The 16,920-nt window shown below is 74.1% G+C and carries 16 protein-coding genes; 11 read left to right on the top strand and 5 right to left on the bottom strand.

Features of this window, described 5'->3' with window-relative positions; translation table 11 throughout:
* Nucleotides 1–212 precede the first annotated feature (212 nt).
* The 6 genes from AMK25_RS14540 (at nucleotide 213) to glmM (ending at nucleotide 4,854) form a co-directional block, all read left to right on the top strand.
* Nucleotides 213–470: a DUF6364 family protein gene (locus tag AMK25_RS14540; protein WP_030269378.1), complete on the top strand. Its 258-nt coding sequence runs from the start codon at nucleotides 213–215 to the stop codon at nucleotides 468–470.
* Entirely contained in the window at nucleotides 460–753 is a 294-nt protein-coding gene (locus tag AMK25_RS14535; protein ID WP_030501569.1) for a type II toxin-antitoxin system PemK/MazF family toxin, read from the top strand. The genes AMK25_RS14540 and AMK25_RS14535 overlap by 11 nt, the downstream gene beginning before the upstream one ends.
* A gap of 123 nt (nucleotides 754–876) precedes the next feature.
* On the top strand, nucleotides 877–2,244 hold the full coding sequence (locus AMK25_RS14530; RefSeq protein ID WP_073828912.1) for an MFS transporter: 1,368 nt from the start codon (nucleotides 877–879) through the stop codon (nucleotides 2,242–2,244).
* Between the two features lie 209 nt (nucleotides 2,245–2,453).
* Complete coding sequence (gene rplM, locus AMK25_RS14525) at nucleotides 2,454–2,897, top strand: 50S ribosomal protein L13 (RefSeq protein ID WP_013288574.1); 444 nt, start codon at nucleotides 2,454–2,456, stop codon at nucleotides 2,895–2,897.
* Nucleotides 2,898–2,917: 20 nt separating this feature from the next.
* Entirely contained in the window at nucleotides 2,918–3,382 is a 465-nt protein-coding gene (gene rpsI / locus AMK25_RS14520) for a 30S ribosomal protein S9 (protein WP_018784602.1), read from the top strand.
* 116 nt (nucleotides 3,383–3,498) lie between these two features.
* Complete coding sequence (glmM, locus tag AMK25_RS14515; RefSeq protein WP_073828911.1) at nucleotides 3,499–4,854, top strand: phosphoglucosamine mutase; 1,356 nt, start codon at nucleotides 3,499–3,501, stop codon at nucleotides 4,852–4,854.
* Between the two features lie 35 nt (nucleotides 4,855–4,889).
* Here the strand turns inward: glmM and AMK25_RS14510 are convergent, their stop codons facing one another.
* From AMK25_RS14510 to AMK25_RS14500, 3 genes are read right to left on the bottom strand one after another with little or no spacing between them, the layout of a single operon-like run.
* Complete coding sequence (locus tag AMK25_RS14510; RefSeq protein ID WP_073828910.1) at nucleotides 4,890–5,996, bottom strand: threonine aldolase family protein; 1,107 nt, start codon at nucleotides 5,994–5,996, stop codon at nucleotides 4,890–4,892.
* Nucleotides 5,993–7,180, bottom strand: a complete 1,188-nt coding sequence (locus tag AMK25_RS14505; protein WP_073828909.1) for a pyridoxal phosphate-dependent aminotransferase — start codon at nucleotides 7,178–7,180, stop codon at nucleotides 5,993–5,995. Before AMK25_RS14505 ends, AMK25_RS14510 begins: the two co-directional genes overlap by 4 nt.
* 31 nt (nucleotides 7,181–7,211) lie before the next feature.
* Complete coding sequence (locus AMK25_RS14500) at nucleotides 7,212–8,225, bottom strand: MmpS family transport accessory protein (RefSeq protein ID WP_073828908.1); 1,014 nt, start codon at nucleotides 8,223–8,225, stop codon at nucleotides 7,212–7,214.
* A 272-nt stretch (nucleotides 8,226–8,497) separates the two neighbouring features.
* Here AMK25_RS14500 and glmS point away from each other — a divergent pair, with 272 nt between their 5' ends.
* Nucleotides 8,498–10,411, top strand: coding sequence for a glutamine--fructose-6-phosphate transaminase (isomerizing) (gene glmS, locus AMK25_RS14495; protein ID WP_073828907.1), 1,914 nt, complete (start codon nucleotides 8,498–8,500; stop codon nucleotides 10,409–10,411).
* 77 nt (nucleotides 10,412–10,488) lie between these two features.
* Here the strand turns inward: glmS and AMK25_RS14490 are convergent, their stop codons facing one another.
* Together AMK25_RS14490 and AMK25_RS14485 are read right to left on the bottom strand one after the other, a co-directional pair.
* A complete protein-coding gene (locus tag AMK25_RS14490; RefSeq protein WP_241826361.1) occupies nucleotides 10,489–12,156 on the bottom strand; it encodes an alpha/beta hydrolase in 1,668 nt (555 codons plus the stop codon).
* On the bottom strand, nucleotides 12,153–12,455 hold the full coding sequence (locus tag AMK25_RS14485) for a hypothetical protein (protein WP_073828905.1): 303 nt from the start codon (nucleotides 12,453–12,455) through the stop codon (nucleotides 12,153–12,155). Before AMK25_RS14485 ends, AMK25_RS14490 begins: the two co-directional genes overlap by 4 nt.
* 230 nt (nucleotides 12,456–12,685) lie before the next feature.
* Between AMK25_RS14485 and AMK25_RS14480 the strand changes: the two genes are divergently transcribed.
* The 4 genes from AMK25_RS14480 (at nucleotide 12,686) to tsaE (ending at nucleotide 16,920) form a co-directional block, all read left to right on the top strand.
* The gene (locus AMK25_RS14480; RefSeq protein ID WP_073828904.1) at nucleotides 12,686–14,155 is read left to right on the top strand and encodes an NAD(P)H-hydrate dehydratase; all 1,470 of its coding nucleotides are present in this window, start codon (nucleotides 12,686–12,688) and stop codon (nucleotides 14,153–14,155) included.
* 85 nt (nucleotides 14,156–14,240) lie between these two features.
* A complete protein-coding gene (gene alr, locus AMK25_RS14475) occupies nucleotides 14,241–15,359 on the top strand; it encodes an alanine racemase (protein WP_073828903.1) in 1,119 nt (372 codons plus the stop codon).
* Nucleotides 15,356–16,441, top strand: coding sequence for an alpha/beta fold hydrolase (locus tag AMK25_RS14470; protein ID WP_073828902.1), 1,086 nt, complete (start codon nucleotides 15,356–15,358; stop codon nucleotides 16,439–16,441). Before alr ends, AMK25_RS14470 begins: the two co-directional genes overlap by 4 nt.
* Nucleotides 16,438–16,920 carry a tRNA (adenosine(37)-N6)-threonylcarbamoyltransferase complex ATPase subunit type 1 TsaE gene (tsaE, locus tag AMK25_RS14465; protein ID WP_073828901.1) on the top strand — a complete coding sequence of 161 codons (483 nt, stop codon included), beginning with the start codon at nucleotides 16,438–16,440 and terminating at the stop codon, nucleotides 16,918–16,920. Before AMK25_RS14470 ends, tsaE begins: the two co-directional genes overlap by 4 nt.

Genomic DNA, 16,920 nt, shown 5'->3' with positions numbered 1-16,920 from the left:
TCGGTCCTGTCACGAGCGCTTCACACCGCACGCACGTGACGGAGCCGTCCGTGGGGTTTAGAATGTGGGACATAAATCTCATATATTAGGACCTGACCGACGAGCAGGTGGCCGGGTCTTCGGCGGCCGGCCTCCCTGAGGTCGCTGTCCGTTTCCGCGCTCGGCGGGGACGAGGATGACTATCGGTCATACCGCTGGGTAGTCTTCGCGGCATGACCGCCAAGGTGACACTGTCGTTCTCCGACGAGACGATCGAGGAGGCGCGCCGGTTCGCCAAGCGGGAAGGGCTCTCGCTCTCCGCCTGGATGGACCAGGCCGCCCGGGAGAAGGCGCTGCGCGAGGTCTTCACCGCGCACGCCGACGCGGTGGGCCGTGCCGGTCTCGACCTGGAAGCCGCCGCCCTGGCCGACGCCCAGGAGGTCGCGCTCGTCGACGACGCCCTGTTCGGCGGGCGTCCGCGTGCTGCGTAGGGGTGAGGTCTGGCGCATCTCCGGCGCCCGGGAGCGGTTCGGTCTGGTGATCAGCTCCGACGTCTACAACGCCACGGCGGTGCCGATCGTGATCGTGGCCGAGGTGGTCGAGGAGTCGCTGCTGCGCGACTCGCCGCTCGCCGTGCCGATGGGCGCGTACGTGGTGATGCCCGACCGGATCTCCTCGCCGATGAAGAAGTGGTTCGCCGAGTGCGTGGACGTGGCCGACACCGAGACCATGCAGCGGGTCGGCCGGGCCCTGCGGATCCTGCAGGAGCTGTGATCGCCTCACCGGCGCCGTCCGGCGGACGTGCGATCTCCGTTGCCGCGCCGACGCGCGCGGGGCACGCCGGGGAAACCACCGGCTGAGAGCGTCGCCTCGTCATCGACGAGGAGGAGTCCGTCAGTGAGCACGCTCGTTTCCGCACCGACCACGCCGCCGGCCACCACCGCCGGCCGGCTCACCGAATGGCGGCCGGAGGACCCGGCGTTCTGGGCCGCCGGGGGCGCCCGGGTGGCCCGGCGCAACCTGTACGTCTCGATCTTCGCCGAGCACGTCGGCTTCTCGGTGTGGAGCCTCTGGTCGGTGACAGTGCTGTTCCTGGGCCCCGGGTACGGCATCGACCCGGCCGGGAAGTTCCTGCTCACCGCCGTGCCGGCGGCGCTGGGCGCGGTGCTGCGGCTGCCGTACACGCTGGCGGTGGCCCGCTTCGGCGGCCGGAACTGGACCATCGTCAGCGCGTTGCTGCTGCTGGTGCCGGCGGTGCCGATGGCAGTGCTGATCGAGCCCGGGGTGTCGTACGCCACGTTGATGGTGCTGGCCTGCCTGTCCGGCGTCGGCGGCGGCAACTTCGCCTCCTCGATGGCGAACATCAACCTGTTCTTCCCCGAGCGGCTCAAGGGCCGGGCGCTGGGGCTCAACGCCGGTGGCGGCAACCTCGGCGTACCGGCTGTGCAACTGGTCGGCCTGGCGGTGCTGGCGACCGCCGGCGCCGCGTACCCCCGGCTGGTGCCGGCGGTCTACCTGCCGCTGATCGTGCTGGCCGCGCTGGCCGCGGCCCGCTGGCTGGACAACGTCCCGGGGGCGCGCAACGAGCCGGGCGCGCTGCGCGCGGCGGCCCGCGACCCGCACACCTGGGTGATGTCGCTGCTCTACGTGGGCACGTTCGGCTCGTTCATCGGCTTCGGCTTCGCTTTCGGCCAGGTGCTCCAGCTCCAGTTCCACGACCGCTTCCCGACGCCCGTCGACGCCGCCTGGCTGACCTTCCTCGGTCCGCTGATCGGCTCGCTGATCCGGCCGGTGGGCGGTCAGCTCGCCGACCGGCTGGGCGGGGCCCGGGTGACGTTCTGGAACTTCGTGGCGATGGCCGCCGGGGCCGGGCTCGTGCTGTACGCCGCCCGGGACCGGTCGTTCCCGCTCTACCTGGCCGGGTTCCTGGCGCTGTTCGTCTTCTCCGGCATCGGCAACGGCTCGACGTACAAGATGATCCCGGCGATCTTCCGGGCCCGGGCCGTCATGGAGAGCGAGCTGACCGGCGACCCGGAGGCGGCGCAGCGGCGGGCCCGGCGCCTGGCCGGGGCGGTGATCGGGATCGCCGGCGCGGTCGGGGCCTCGGGCGGGGTGCTGGTGAACGTGGCGTTCCGGCAGTCGTTCCTGGCCTCCGGCACGGCGGACGCCGCCTACCTGGCATTCATCGCCTGGTACGCGCTCTGCTTCCTGGTGACCTGGGTGGTCTACCTGCGTCCCGGGCCGCGTACGCTGGTCGGCGTGTGAGCTGCGCCATGGCGAACGCGCAGGCCACGCGGGGTACGACCCCGTTTTGACCTGCCGCAGGGCGGCCGGGTATCGTTGCCTGCTGTTGTACGACATTCTTAGGCGTGCCGCATCAGGTACGCTTGGTCGTTCGTGCGCGCTGGTCCGGCTGGGTATTCCTGGTCACCTCGGCGCGCGACCCCAGACCGACGACGAGACAAGGTAGACCTGTGCGTACGTACAGCCCGAAGCCGGGTGAGATCGAGCGTCAGTGGCACGTCATCGACGCCTCTGATGTCGTGCTGGGCCGCCTGGCGACCCACGCCGCCACGCTCCTGCGTGGCAAGCACAAGCCGACTTTCGCGCCGCACGTCGACACGGGCGACTTCGTCGTCATCGTGAACGCGGGCAAGGTCGCGCTGACCGGCAACAAGCGCCAGACCAAGGTTGCTTACCGCCACTCCGGTTACCCGGGTGGTCTGAAGCGGGTCGGCTACGACGAGCTGCTCACCAAGCGGCCCGAGCGGGCCATCGAGCTGGCCGTGAAGGGCATGCTCCCGCACAACAAGCTGGGCCGTCAGCTTCTCAAGAAGCTGAAGGTCTACGCCGGTGCCGAGCACCCGCACACCGCGCAGCAGCCGGTGCCGTTCGAGATCAAGCAGATCGCGCAGTGAGCGCGGGCGAAGGAAGCAGCATGACCGACATCACCGCCACCGAGGTCGCCCCCGAGGCCACCGAGGCGCCGGCGCCCGTCGCGCGCGCGCCCCGTGGTGACCGCCCGATCCAGACCGTGGGTCGGCGCAAGGAAGCCATCGTCCGGGTCCGGATCGTCCCGGGCACCGGCAAGATCACCTGCAACGGCCGTGACCTCGAGGCCTACTTCCCGAGCAAGGTGCACCAGCAGCTCATCAAGGACCCGCTGGTCACCGCCGAGAAGCCCGAGGCGTTCGACGTGATCGCCAACCTGCGTGGCGGCGGCACCACCGGCCAGGCCGGCGCGCTGCGGCTCGCCATCGCCCGGGCGCTGATCGTCAGCGAGCCCGACGACCGCCCGGCCCTGAAGAAGGCCGGCTTCCTGACCCGTGACGCCCGGGTCAAGGAGAGCAAGAAGTACGGCCTCAAGAAGGCCCGCAAGGCTCCTCAGTACTCGAAGCGCTGATCACCACAAGCGCCTTGTACTTCTGACGGACGGCCGGTCCGCTTCCCCTTCCCGGGAGGCGGACCGGCCGTTTCGCGTTTCTCCTCTCATCGGCAGTTCCACGGAGGTTGGCGGGTATGGGCCGGTTGTTCGGCACGGACGGCGTACGCGGGCGGGCGAACGCGGATCTCACCCCGGAGTTGGCGTTGGCGGTCGCGGTGGCCGCGGCCCACACGCTGGCCGAGACCGACAAGAGCCATCCGCCGCTCGCGGTGGTCGGCCGGGACACCCGGGCCAGCGGCGAGATGCTGGAGGCGGCGGTGGTCGCCGGGCTCACCAGCGCCGGCGCCAACGTGGTACGGGTCGGCGTGCTGCCCACCCCGGCCGTGGCGTTCCTCACCGCCGAGATCAAGGCCGACCTGGGCGTGATGCTCTCCGCCTCGCACAACCCGATGCCGGACAACGGCATCAAGCTCTTCGCCGCCGGCGGGCACAAGCTGCCCGACGAGATCGAGATGCGGATCGAGGAGGCGGTGAAGGCCAACGCCACCACCGCCTGGAAGCGCCCGATCGGCGCCGGCGTGGGCCGGGTCAACGACCTGCTCGACGGCGCCGACCACTACGTGCAGCACCTGGTCGGCACCGTGCCGCACCGCCTCGACGGGATCAAGGTCGTGGTGGACTGCGCCAACGGCGCGGCGGCCGACGTCGCCCCGGTCGCCTACCGGGAGGCCGGCGCCGAGGTGATCGCCATCCACGCCGAGCCGGACGGGCTCAACATCAACGACGAGTGCGGCTCCAACCACATCGACGCGCTGCGCGCCGCGGTGGTCGAGCACGGCGCGCACCTGGGCATCGCCCACGACGGCGACGCCGACCGCTGCGTCGCGGTCACCGCCGACGGCGACGAGGTCGACGGCGACCAGGTCATGGCGATCCTCGCGCTGGCCATGAGGGACGCCGGCGAGCTGACCCAGGACACCCTGGTCGCCACCGTGATGAGCAACCTCGGTCTCCGGCTGGCCATGTCCGAGCACGGCATCCGGCTGGTCGAGACCAAGGTCGGCGACCGGTACGTGCTGGAGGAGCTGCGCGCCTCCGGCCTGGCGCTCGGCGGCGAGCAGAGCGGGCACATCGTGCTGCCCGCGTACGCCACCACCGGCGACGGCGTCCTCACCGGCCTGCACCTGATGGCGCGGATGGCCGCCACCGGCACCTCGCTGGCCGAGCTGGCCGCCGTGGTCACCAAGCTGCCCCAGGTGCTGATCAACGTGCCGGTCGGCGACCGTACCGTCGGCGCAGCCGCGCCCGCCGTCCGTGCCGAGGTCGAGCGCGCCGAGGCCGAGCTGGGCGAGACCGGCCGCGTGCTGCTGCGCCCCTCCGGCACCGAACCGCTGGTGCGGGTCATGGTCGAGGCGGCCACCGAGGACACCGCGCGCGAGGTCGCCGAGCGCATCGCCGAGCAGGTACGCACCGCCAGCCCGGTCGCCTGACCGACCCGGGGCCGCCTGCTCCTACGACCCGTCGGTCAGCTCGTACCGACGCGGCGCAGGAAGCGGGCGGCCAGGTCCGCCACCGCGTCGGCGTCCAGCTCCTGCGCCGGACCGGCCACAGTCACCTCGGCCAGCGCCAGCCCGGGCACCTCGGTGTCCCGCCAGCCGCCGACGAACCACGCGCGTTCCTCCTCGGCCAGCGCCAGGTTGGCCGCGTCCAGGACGGCCGCCGGATACGGCAGCCAGAACCGGAACTGGTGGGTGTGCGGCGGCGTCGGGTGGACCCGCGCGCCGGGCAGGGCGGCCAGCGCCTCGGCCACCACCCTCGCGTGCGCCACGTACCCGGGGAGCCGGGGCAGCTCCCGGGTCAGCCCGGCGAGCGCTGCGAGCGCGGCCGGCCACTGCTGGAACAGCGTGCCGCCGTAGCGGTGCCGCCAGGCACGGGCGTACCGGATCAGCTCCTCGTCGCCGGCCAGCGCGGCCCCGGAAATGCCGCCCAGCGACTTGTAGAACGAGACGTACGTGCTGTCGGCCAGCGCCGCGATCTCGGCCGGCGAGTAGCCGAGGTGGACTGACGACTCCCAGAGCCGGGCCCCGTCGAAGTGCACCCGGGCACCACGGGCACGCGCCGCCGCGACCACAGCCACCAGCTCGTCCCAGGTCGGCAGCACGAACCCGGCGTCGCGCAGCGGCAACTCCAGGAAGAGCGTGCCGATCGGCTCGTCGAGCGCCGCCACCTCGTCGGCCGTCGGGTTGCGCGGCGCGCTCGTGGTGCGCACCGGGCGTACCCCGGTGAGCAGCGCCCACGCGTCCCGCTCGTGCGTCAGCGGATGGCTGAGCGGGTGCAGGCCGACACCGGCGCGGCCGGTCAGTTCCGCCCCGTACCGCATGGCCACCTGCTGCGCCATCGTGCCCGACGGGAAGAACACGGCGGCCTCCGCGCCGAGCAGCTCGGCGACCCGCACCTCCAGCTCCGCGACCGGTCCGCCCTCGCCGTACAGGTCGGGCAGGTAGTCCCCGGCCGCCGTGCCGAGAGCGGCGAGCTGCTCCGGCACGGAGGCCGGGCGTACGCCGGAGAGCATCGTGTCGCAGCCGCGCTGAGCGGCGAACCGGCGCAGTCGCGTGGCCTGCTCGTCGCTCATCCGCCCGCCCGAAGCCGGCGCAGCCGGGTCACCGCCTCGGCCAGCACCTCCGGCCGCTTGCAGAACGCGAACCGGACCAGCCGGCGGCCGGCCTCGACGTCGTCGTAGAACACCTGCGTGGGCACCGCCACCACCCCGCAGCGCGCCGGCAGCGCCCGGCAGAACTCCACCCCGTCCCGGCCGCCGAGCGGCGTGACGTCGGCGGTGACGAAGTAGGTGCCCTCCGGCGCGAGCACGCCGAACCCGGCGTCGGCGAGCCCGGCGACGAGCTGGTCCCGCCGGCGTTGCAGGTCGTCCCGGAACCCGGTGAAGTAGGCGTCCGGCAGCCCGAGAGCCACCGCCACCGCGGGTTGCAGCGGCCCGGCGTTGACGAACGTCAGGAACTGCTTCACCCGCAGCACCGCCGCCACCAGCGGCGCGGGGCCGCTGACCCAGCCGACCTTCCAGCCGGTGCAGGAGAACGTCTTGCCGGCCGACGAGATGCGCAGCGTCCGCTCCCGCATGCCCGGCAGCGTGGCCAGCGGCACGTGCGGCGCCGCGGCGTCGGTGAAGACCAGGTGCTCGTACACCTCGTCGGTGACCGCGTACACGTCGTGTTCCCGGCACAGCTCGGCGACCGTCGTCAGCTCGTCGGCGGTGAAGACCTTGCCGGTCGGGTTGTGCGGCGAGTTCAGCAGCACCAGCCGGGTACGCGGCCCGAACGCGGCGCGCAGCTCGTCCGGGTCGAACGCGTACCGGCCGTCAGCGCCGGGCCGCAGCGTCACCGGGCGCCGCACCGCTCCGGCCAGCGCGATCGAGGCGGCGTACGAGTCGTAGTACGGCTCGAAGCAGATCACCTCGTCACCCGGCTCGCAGAGCGCGAGGATGCTCGCCGCGATCGCCTCGGTCGCTCCGGCGGTCACCACGATCTCGCCGTCCGGGTCGTACTCCAGGCTCCAGAACCGGCGCTGGTGCGCGGCGACGGCGGCGCGCAGCGCGGGGATCCCCGGACCGGGCGGGTACTGGTTGTGGCCGGTCCGCAGCGCCTCGGCCGCGGCGGCGAGCATCTCCGGCGGGCCGTCGGTGTCCGGGAAGCCCTGCCCGAGGTTGACCGCGCCGGTACGCACGGCCAGCGCGGACATCTCGGCGAAGACGGTGGTGCCGAACGGCCGCATCCGGGCCACCAGGGGATCGGTCGTCGTCACGGCTGCGAGCCTACGGCCCGCCGCCACGGGCTCACCAGCCGAAGCAGGTCACGCCCCACCTTCCCGACTTCTGGGAGACGACCTTGCCGTCGATGGTTATCCGGCAGGTCAACCCAGCAGCGCTTCCGGGAAGGGTGACGATCTGGACCCGCTCACGGTTGTTCGTGGTGAACCTCAGCCGCCAGGACGAGTCCACCAGGTTGAGCTGGTGGAAGTCGCCGTTCGCGTCGTAGTACTGCACCTCCGCGTCGCCCTCGGAGCCGGTCACCTCGTACAGCACCGTGTACTTGCCGGGGCCGCCGGACGGGGTGGTCGCCGGCTTCGCCGGGGGCGCGGTCGGCTCGTCGGTCCAGTCGCCCGGTTCGCCGTAGATCGGTTCCTCGTACCGTTCGCCGGCTGCCGTCCCGTCGTCCATGGTGCTGCCGAGGAAGGCCAGCCCGACGCAACTGCAGACGATCAGCGCCAGGACGGTGACGATGCCGACGACCACCCCGACCGCCCAACCGCCGCCGCTGCGGCGCGGCGGCATCCCCGGGTACGCGTACGGCGGCGGGTAGGGCCCGGGCGGGTACGCGGTGGGCGGGTACGGCCCGGGCGGGTAAACGCCGGGCGGGTAGGCGCCGGGCGGGTAGGCGCCCGGCGGTGGCGACGAGCCGGGGTTGCCCGGCTGCGCCGGCCAGCCCGGTGCTCCCGGCTGGCCCGGCCACTGCGGTGTGCCCGGGCCCCCGGGCTGGGATGGCCACCCGCCCGGCGCCCCGGGCTGTCCCTGGTCGCCGGCGCCCGGCGAGTCGGCCGGAGCGGCCCGGCCCGGGTCGCCCGCGGGTCGCCCCTCGGCGCCGCCCGCCGGGTCGGGGTGACCGCCCTCGGCGCCGGGGGCGCTCAAGGGGGCCGAGGACGACGGCGACCAGGGCTCGGGTGGCGTCCACGGCTGCGGAGCGGCCAGCGGGTCCGGCGGCGTCCAGGTGGACGGCTGGGGGGTCACCGGCGCGGCGGTCGGGTCGACCGGTCCGGAGGTCGGCTCGGGGGCGGGGGTCGTCTCGGACATCGGCTCAGCTCACAGGGGGTACGGCGCGGACGCCCGCGGAACGATGGGCCCGGGGGGCGGAGCCCGGCCCCAATGTAGGCCGTGGCGGCCAGCCGCGTGGACCCGGTCCGTCCGGGCGTGCCGCGGCCCGAACCGGTACACACGCGGCAGATGAGCCCGGCTCGTGTGTTGTCCGACATTGCAGCCCCGGTGTTCGGTTCGCTCAAGTTCAGTGATCGTTAACCGGCATTCCGAGCACGCGCGATGAGCGAAACTCGGTTAGGCTGCGGACCATGTGTGGAATCGTGGGTTACGCCGGTGCGCGCCCGGCGCTCAGCATCGTGCTTGACGGACTGCGGCGGCTCGAATACCGCGGCTACGACTCGGCCGGTGTCGCCGTGGTCTGCGAGGACGAGCTGCTGACCGAGAAGAAGGCCGGCAAGCTCGCGAATCTGGAGAAGGTCCTCTCCGAGCGGGCGGCGGACAACCCCGAGGACTGCGCGGCCAGCCCGATCGGCATCGGCGACGGCACCACCGGCATCGGCCACACCCGGTGGGCCACGCACGGCGGCCCGACCGACCGCAACGCCCACCCGCACCTCTCCCCGGACGGCCGGGTGGCCGTGATCCACAACGGCATCATCGAGAACTTCGCGAAGCTCCGCGCCGAGCTGGAGGACGAGGGCGTCGAGTTCGCCAGCGACACCGACACCGAGTGCGCCGCGCACCTGATCGCCCGCGCGCTGGCCGACCTGCGCTCGGCCGGCGAGACCGACAGCCCGCAGCTCCTCGCCGCCGCCATGCGCGTGGTCTGCGGTCGTCTGGAGGGCGCGTTCACGCTGCTCGCCGTCGACGCCGGCATCCCCGGCGCGGTGGTCGGCGCCCGGCGCAACTCGCCGCTGGTCGTCGGCCGGGGCGACGGCGAGAACTACCTGGCCAGCGACGTCGCCGCGTTCATCGAGCACACCCGGGACGCGGTCGAGCTGGGGCAGGACCAGATCGTCCTGATCACGCCGGACAGCATCGACATCACCGACTTCCACGGTCAGCCGGCCAGCGGCACGGACTTCCACATCGACTGGGACTCGTCGGCTGCCGAGAAGGGCGGCTACGACTGGTTCATGCTCAAGGAGATCGAGGAGCAGCCGCAGGCGATCGCCGACACGCTGCTGGGCCGGCTCACCGAGACCGGCGAGATCGCCCTCGACGAGGTCCGCCTCAGCGAGCAGGACCTGCGCGACGTCGACAAGATCTTCATCGTCGCCTGCGGCACCTCCTACCACGCCGGCCTGGTCGCCAAGTACGCCATCGAGCACTGGACCCGCATCCCCTGCGAGGTGGAGCTGGCCAGCGAGTTCCGCTACCGCGACCCGGTGCTGGACCGGTCCACGCTGATCGTGGTGATCTCGCAGTCCGGCGAGACGATGGACACGCTGATGGCGCTGCGGCACGCCAAGGAGCAGAAGGCCCGCGTGCTGGCGATCTGCAACACCAACGGCTCCACCATCCCGCGCGAGTCCGACGCCGTGCTCTACACCCACGGCGGCCCGGAGATCGCCGTCGCCTCCACCAAGGCGTTCCTCACCCAGGTCGTCGCCTGCTACCTGATCGGCCTGCACCTGGCCCAGGTGCGCGGCATCAAGTTCGCCGACGAGGTGGGCGCGGTCGTCGCCCAGCTCCAGGAGATGCCGGGCAAGCTGCGGGAGCTGCTGGAACGGATCGAGCCGGTCCGCGAGCTGGGCCGCGAGTTGAAGTCCGAGCCGACGGTGCTGTTCATCGGCCGGCACGTGGGCTACCCGGTGGCGCTGGAGGGCGCGCTGAAGCTCAAGGAGCTGGCGTACATGCACGCCGAGGGCTTCGCCGCCGGTGAGCTGAAGCACGGCCCGATCTCGCTGATCGACCAGGGCACCCCGGTGATCTGCATCGTGCCGTCGCCGGTCGGCCGGGGCATGCTGCACGACAAGGTCGTCTCCAACATCCAGGAGGTACGCGCCCGGGGCGCCCGCACCATCGTGATCGCGGAGGAGGGCGACCAGGCGGTGGTCCGCTACGCCGATCACCTGATCTACGTGCCGCGTACGCCGACGCTGCTGGCGCCGCTGGTGACCACCGTGCCGTTGCAGGTGCTGGCCGCCGAGATCGCCGCCGCCCGGGGGCACGACGTCGACCAGCCCCGGAACCTGGCCAAGTCGGTGACGGTCGAGTAGTCCGCTTTCGTCCACGGTCCCTCCGCCCGTAGCCCTGGGCGGAGGGACCGCGCCGTCTCCGGCCCGCCTCGGGCGGGTCATCGGCCCAGCACGATCCGGGCCATGCCGTCCAGCGCCGGGTTGTCCGGGTCCCAGTAGCCGGTGTGGCCGTGCGGGGCGCTCGGGAACCGCCGCCCGCCGAAACCCGGCGCGCTCGGATCGGCGCCGAACCAGAGCCGCTCGCCGTGCGGGTCGAGCACGGCGAGCGCCGGGCCGAGGGGCGTACCGGCGAGCAGGGCGCGGCGGGCCAGTTCGTCCGGCGGACGCGCCAGCCGGATCACGTCGTCCGGCGCGGTCGACGACCAGACCTCACCGGCGGGCATCCGCAGCTCGGTGGCGTGGTCGACGCCGACGCCGGGCGAGCCGACGAAGACCAGCGCGTCCGCGCTCAGCCCGTGGTCCCGGGCGGCGGCGCCGACCACCAGTGAGCCGTAGCTGTGCCCGAGCACCGTCTGCCGGGCCGGCGAACCCTCGTGCGCGGCGCGCAGCCCCTCCTGGAAGCGGTGCAGGGCTGGCCCGGCGTCCTCGGCCTGCCTGGCGCCGGCCGCCTCGGTGAGGAAGTCGGGCGCGTCGTAGTCCAGCCAGAGTACCGCCGCCGCCTCCTCGCCCGGCCCCAGCGCCGCGCACCGCCGCAGCACCCGGGCGGCCCGGCCCAGCTCGTCCGGCGCGTCGGCGAGGTCCGAGGTCATGCCCGGGACGTAGGTCAGCACCGCGGCGGACCGGTCCGGGTTGCCGAGCGCCACCACCGCGCGCCCGTCGCCGCCCGGGTCCAGCCCCAGCAGGTACGCCCGCGGCAGCCCCGGCGCGGCGAGCCGCTCGCTGAGCCGTTCCAGCCCGCGCAGCGCCGCCTCGACGCCGGCCAGCCGGATGCGCCGGGACACCTCCAGCGGTCCGGCCGGCAGCGGGTGCAGCAGCGCGTGGCGGCGCGCGAGCAGTTCCGTCCGCCGGTCGCCGAGCAGCAGCCGGTTGGCCTGGTCCCGGGCGGCGGCCGGCACGCCGTCGAGGCGGCCGATCCGATCCGGTTCCCGCCCGACCAGCCAGCGCCGCTCGGCCGCGCTCAGCCCGGCCCACCAGCGGCTCACTTCGGTCGGCCCGGCGCCGGGGCCCGGCCGCCACGCGGGCGGGACGCTGACCCAGCCGGTCACCGTCGCGGTGGTCAGCTCCGCCAGGCGGCGAACCGCCTCCCGGTCGGCGGCGCCGGCGAGCGTCAGCGCGCCCCGGATCCCGGCCCGCGCGTCGACCACCGCCGGACCGGCCTGGGACACGGGCCGGGCCGGATCGGGCCGCACCGCGCCGGAGCGGTCCACGAGCAGGCCGCCGGACTCGGCGCGGGCCACCTCGGCGCCGAGCCGGGCCTTCGCCGCGCCCAGCCGGGCGCCGAACTCGGCCAGCACCTGGTCGGCCTCGAACAGGGCGGGCAGCACGTCGGTGAGGTCGGTGCGCAGGTCCCCGATCCGCCGCTGTGCCGCAGCCGAGGCCGCGCCCGACCAGCCGGGCCGGAGCGCGCCGATCCGGGCGGTCAGCGCGTCGGCGCGACGGCGCACCGGCCCGGCGAGCCCTCGCCAGGCCATCCCGGCGGTGGACCAGGCGCCCGGATCGGCCCGCCAGAGCTGCGCGTAATCGACCGGGACGTCCGCAAGGCCGCCGGACCGCCCGGCGGGGCTTGCGGAGCCTGGCGCGGACCGCCCGGGAGCGCCGCCGCTCACCGGAGCACCCCGGTGAGGCGGCGCGCGGCGCGCTCGTCCACCGCCTCGTAGCCGTCCGCCCCGCGGCGCAACGCCCCGGCGGTGTCGGCCACCCGGGCGCCGAGCGTGCCGGACCAGCGCCGCACCGCCGACTCCAGGTCGGCCAGCGCCGCCCCGGCCCGCCAGCCGTCCGCCGCCGCCACCAGCAGCGACTCCGCCGCCGCCCCCGGGCCCCGGGCCAGCCGGTACGCGTCGTCGGCCAACTCCCGCGCGACCGCGCGCAGCAGCTCCGGGTCGACGTCGAACGGTTTCTCCACCACGTGACCTCCCCAGGTCGCCCGACGCCATCCACCGGCCCCGGACACCGGGACGCTAGGCCGCCCGGCGGTCCCACCGCGGACCCCTGTGGACAACGGCCGGGGTTTTCCACAGGGCGCTTCCGCCAGCCGGTCCCGGGCTCGTACCGCCGGTAGGGTGAGGCCGTGATCGGGACAGCCGCGGGCGGAAGCTGAAGCCGGCCGCGCCGGCGCGACGAACGGGACGGGGTGGCATGAGACCGGTATGGCGCGTCGCGGACGTTCGCGCGGCGGAAGCGGGCCTGATGGCCACCCTCCCGCCCGGGGCGTTGATGCACCGGGCCGCGGCAGGGCTGGCCCGCCGCTGCGCGTTGCTGCTCGGTGACCGGGGCGGGGTCTACGGCGCCCGGGTGCTGCTGCTTGTCGGCTCCGGCGACAACGGAGGCGACGCGCTCTTCGCGGGCGCGCACCTGGCCCGCCGGGGCGCGGCGGTGGCCGCGCTGCTGCTGAGCCCTGGGCGGGCGCACGCGGAGGGTCTGGCTGCTCTGCGTGCCGCCGGCGGGCGCGTCGTCGACCGGCCACCCGCCGGAGCCGACCTGGTGGTCGACGGCATCGTGGGCATCGGCGGCACGGGCGGGTTGCGGGACACGGCCGAGCAGCTCGCCGCGAGCCTGACCGAGCACCTCGGCAGGGACGGCAGGCGCGCCACCGTGGTCGCGGTCGACGTGCCCAGCGGTGTCGAGGTCGACACCGGCCACGTCCCGCTGACCGACGCCGGGCGGCCCCGCGCGGTCCGCGCCGACGTGACAGTGGCCTTCGGCGCGCTCAAGCCGGCGCTGGCCGTCGGGCCGGCCGCCGAGCTGGCCGGAGAGGTCGAGCTGGTCGACATCGGGCTGACGCCGTGGCTGCGCGGCACGCCGGCGCTCCAGGTGATCGAGCTGACGGACGTGGTCGACTGGTGGCCGGCGCTGGGCGCGTCGTCGGAGAAGTACACCCGGGGTGTGGTCGGCGTGGCCACCGGCTCGGCCACCTACCCCGGCGCGGCGGTGCTCTCTGTCGCCGGGGCGCTCGCCGGCCCCACCGGCCTGGTCCGCTACGCCGGGAGCGCCAAGGACGAGGTGCTGCACCAGCATCCGTCGGTGATCGCCACCGGCCGGGTCGCCGACGCGGGCCGGGTGCAGGCGTGGGTCTGTGGCTCCGGGCTCGGCACCGGCGAGGACTCCGCCGCCGAGCTGCGCGCGGTGCTCGCCGCGCCGGTGCCGGTGGTGCTCGACGCGGACGCGCTGACGCTGCTCGTGGACGGCAAGCTGGCCGACCGGCTGCGCGGCCGGGACGCCCCGATCGTGGTGACCCCGCACGACCGCGAGTACGCCCGGCTCTGCGGCGAGATGCCGGGGGAGGACCGGGTCGCCGCCGCGCTACGGCTGGCCGCCTGGATGAACGCGGTGGTGCTGCTCAAGGGCGACCGGACGGTCATCGGCACGCCCGACGGCCGCGCGTACGTGAACCCGACCGGCACTCCGGTGCTGGCCACCGGTGGCACCGGCGACGTGCTGGCCGGGTTGCTCGGCTCGCTGCTCGCCGCCGGGCTGGCCCCGGAGCGGGCGGCCGGCGCCGCGGCGTACCTGCACGGGCTGGCCGGCCGGGAGGCGGCGCGCGGCGGTCCGGTGACCGCGCCCGACGTGGCCGCGGCGTTGCGTCCGGTGCTGGCCCGGCTGGGCTGATCCGGGCCGCGACGACCGGTGGCGATTGGCACCGCCCGCACGGCTCAGGGCGCTGATGATCACTGACGGAAGTAGGCTGGGGAGCATGTGGCAGTCGGAGGTGCGCGTCGACCTGGACGCGATCCGGGAGAACGTGGCCCGGCTCAAGGCCGGCACCAACGCCGAGCTGATGGCGGTGGTCAAGGGCGACGGGTACGGGCACGGCATGGTGCCGGCGGCCCGCGCGGCGCTCGACGCCGGTGCGGACCAGCTCGGCGTCTGCACGCTGGACGAGGCGCTGCGGCTGCGCGAGGAGGGCATCACCGCGCCGGTGCTGGCCTGGCTGCTCAGCCCCGGCCTGCCGCTGCACGACGGGATCACCGTCGGTGTCGACCTCGGCTGCGCCGGCCTCACCCAGCTCGACGAGATGATCGAGGCGAGCCGCCGGGCGGACCGCCCGGCCCGGCTGCACCTCAAGATCGACACCGGGCTGGCCCGTGGTGGCGCCACCGTCGCCGACTGGCCGGCGCTGCTGGAGGCCGCCGCGAAGGCCCAGGCCGACGGTCTGGTCGAGGTGGCCGGCGTGTGGAGCCACTTCGTGTACGCGGACTCGCCCGGCCACCCCACCACCGATCGCCAGCTCGCCGTCTTCCACGAAGGGCTGGAGATGGTGACGCGGGCCGGCCTGCGTCCGCGCTACCGGCACCTGGCCAACTCGGCCGCCACGCTGACCCGGCCGGACACCCACTTCGACCTGGTCCGTCCCGGCATCGCCGTCTACGGCCTGTCGCCGGTCGCGGGCGAGCAGTTCGGTCTGCGTCCGGCGATGACCGCCCGCGCCCGGGTGATGCTCACCAAACGGGTGGCGGCCGGCACCGGCGTCTCCTACGGGCACACCTACCTCACCGAGCAGGAGGCCAACCTCGCGGTGGTGCCGCTCGGCTACGCCGACGGGGTGCCCCGGCACGCCTCCAACACCGGGCCGGTCCAGCTTGCCGGCAAGCGCCGGAACATCTCCGGGCGGGTCTGCATGGACCAGTTCGTGGTCGACTGCGGCGACGACGAGGTGGCCGACGGCGACGTGGCGACGCTGTTCGGCAGCGGGGCGGACGGCGAGCCCACCGCCGACGACTGGGCCGAGGCCGTCGGCACCATCAACTACGAGATCGTGACCCGTTTCGGCGGCGTCCGGGTGCCCCGCGTCTACGACGGCGAGCGCGCATGAGTGTCCGGTTGCCGCGACCGCGTACCGCCGCCGGCAAGGTCGCCGGCCTGGTCGGCGCGGCCGTCGGCGTGGCCGCCGCCGGGCTCGCGGCTGGCGTGGTCAGCGAGCGGGTGCTGGTCCGCCGGCTCAAGAACGACCCGACCGACCGGTACGCCGACGAGGTGTTCGGCGAGCAGCGCTACGACCAGGCGTACCGGCTGGAGATGCCGGACGGCACCGACATCCACGTGGAGGTGGTCGAGCCGACCCGCCCGGTGGCCGGGCACCCGACTGTGGTGCTTGTGCACGGGTTCTGCCTGGACATGGGCACGTTCCACTTCCAGCGCAAGCGGCTCGCCGAGCGCGGCGACTACCGGGTGGTCGCGTACGACCAGCCGGGGCACGGCCGGTCCGGCCGGCTGGAGAGCGGCGAGTACGACCTGACCGCGCTGGGCCACACGCTGCGCCGGGTGCTCGACGAGGTGGCCCCGGAGGGTCCGCTGGTGCTCGTCGGCCACTCGATGGGCGGCATGACGATCATGGCGCTGGCCGAGCTGTACCCGGAGATGTTCGGTGACCGGGTGGTCGGCACCGTCCTGATGGCGACCTCGGGCGGTCTGGCGGCGGAGACCAAGCTGGTGGCGCCCGCGCTGCTCGGCCGGGTCGGCGCGCCGGTGCTCTACATGATGAGCAACGCCACCCGGTACGGCGGCACCGTGATCGACAGGGCGCGCCGGTCGACCTCGAACGTGGCCTGGCTGCTCACCCGCAAGTACGGCTTCGGCACCTCGACGCCGAGCCCGGCCCTGGTGTCGTACGTCGAGATGATGAACTCGCGCACCTCGGCCGACACGGTCACCCGCTACCTGCGCACTATCGCCACCCACTCCCGCTTCCCGGCGCTGGCCGCGCTGGCCGGCTCGCCGGTGCTGGTGATCGTGGGGGACAAGGACATGATCACGCCGGTGACGCACTCCGAGGAGATCGTCCGGCGGCTGCCGCACGCGGAGTTCGTGAAGATCCACGACAGCGGGCACGTGCTGATGCTGGAGCACGCCGACGACGTGAACGCGGCGCTGGAGAGGTTCCTGGAGTCGCTGTGACGGTGATCGTGGAGCTGAAGACCGTCGACGACACCCACGAGTTCGGGCGGCGGCTGGCCGGGGTGCTGCGTGCCGGTGACCTGCTGCTGCTCAGCGGCCCGCTCGGGGCCGGCAAGACCGCGCTGACCCAGGGCATCGGCGCCGGCCTGGGCGTACGCGGCGGCATCACCTCACCCACCTTCGTCATCGCCCGGGTGCACCGGCCCGACCCGGATCGGGGCGGCCGGGTGACGCTCGTGCACGCCGACGCGTACCGCCTGGGTGAGGCCGCCGACCCGCGGGCGGAGATCGACGACCTCGACCTGGACGCCTCGGTGGACGAGGCGGTCACCGTGGTGGAGTGGGGCGAGGGAATGGTCGAGCAACTGGGCGACGCGCACCTGCGGGTACGCATCGACCGCCGCGACGACGACACCCGGGCGGTCACGCTGGAGCCGGTGGGCGGGGACTGGGCCGCCCGGGTCGCCGAACTGTCCTGA

This window comes from Micromonospora sp. TSRI0369, assembly GCF_001905625.1.
Classification (GTDB): Bacteria; Actinomycetota; Actinomycetes; order Mycobacteriales; family Micromonosporaceae; genus Micromonospora; species Micromonospora echinospora_A.
Note: the sequence above shows the minus strand (reverse complement) of the source record. Positions and strands in the feature narration are given on the sequence as shown.

Bases quoted from the DNA above. Each gene is read 5' to 3' on its own strand.
- AMK25_RS14480 (WP_073828904.1), top strand. From the start codon at position 12,686: ATGAGACCGGTATGGCGCGTCGCGGACGTTCGCGCGGCGGAAGCGGGC.
- AMK25_RS14470 (WP_073828902.1), top strand. From the start codon at position 15,356: ATGAGTGTCCGGTTGCCGCGACCGCGTACCGCCGCCGGCAAGGTCGCC.
- AMK25_RS14510 (WP_073828910.1), bottom strand. From the start codon at position 5,996: ATGAGCGACGAGCAGGCCACGCGACTGCGCCGGTTCGCCGCTCAGCGC.
- rpsI (WP_018784602.1), top strand. From the start codon at position 2,918: ATGACCGACATCACCGCCACCGAGGTCGCCCCCGAGGCCACCGAGGCG.
- alr (WP_073828903.1), top strand. From the start codon at position 14,241: ATGTGGCAGTCGGAGGTGCGCGTCGACCTGGACGCGATCCGGGAGAAC.
- AMK25_RS14540 (WP_030269378.1), top strand. From the start codon at position 213: ATGACCGCCAAGGTGACACTGTCGTTCTCCGACGAGACGATCGAGGAG.
- AMK25_RS14500 (WP_073828908.1), bottom strand. From the start codon at position 8,225: ATGTCCGAGACGACCCCCGCCCCCGAGCCGACCTCCGGACCGGTCGAC.
- glmS (WP_073828907.1), top strand. From the start codon at position 8,498: ATGTGTGGAATCGTGGGTTACGCCGGTGCGCGCCCGGCGCTCAGCATC.
- glmM (WP_073828911.1), top strand. From the start codon at position 3,499: ATGGGCCGGTTGTTCGGCACGGACGGCGTACGCGGGCGGGCGAACGCG.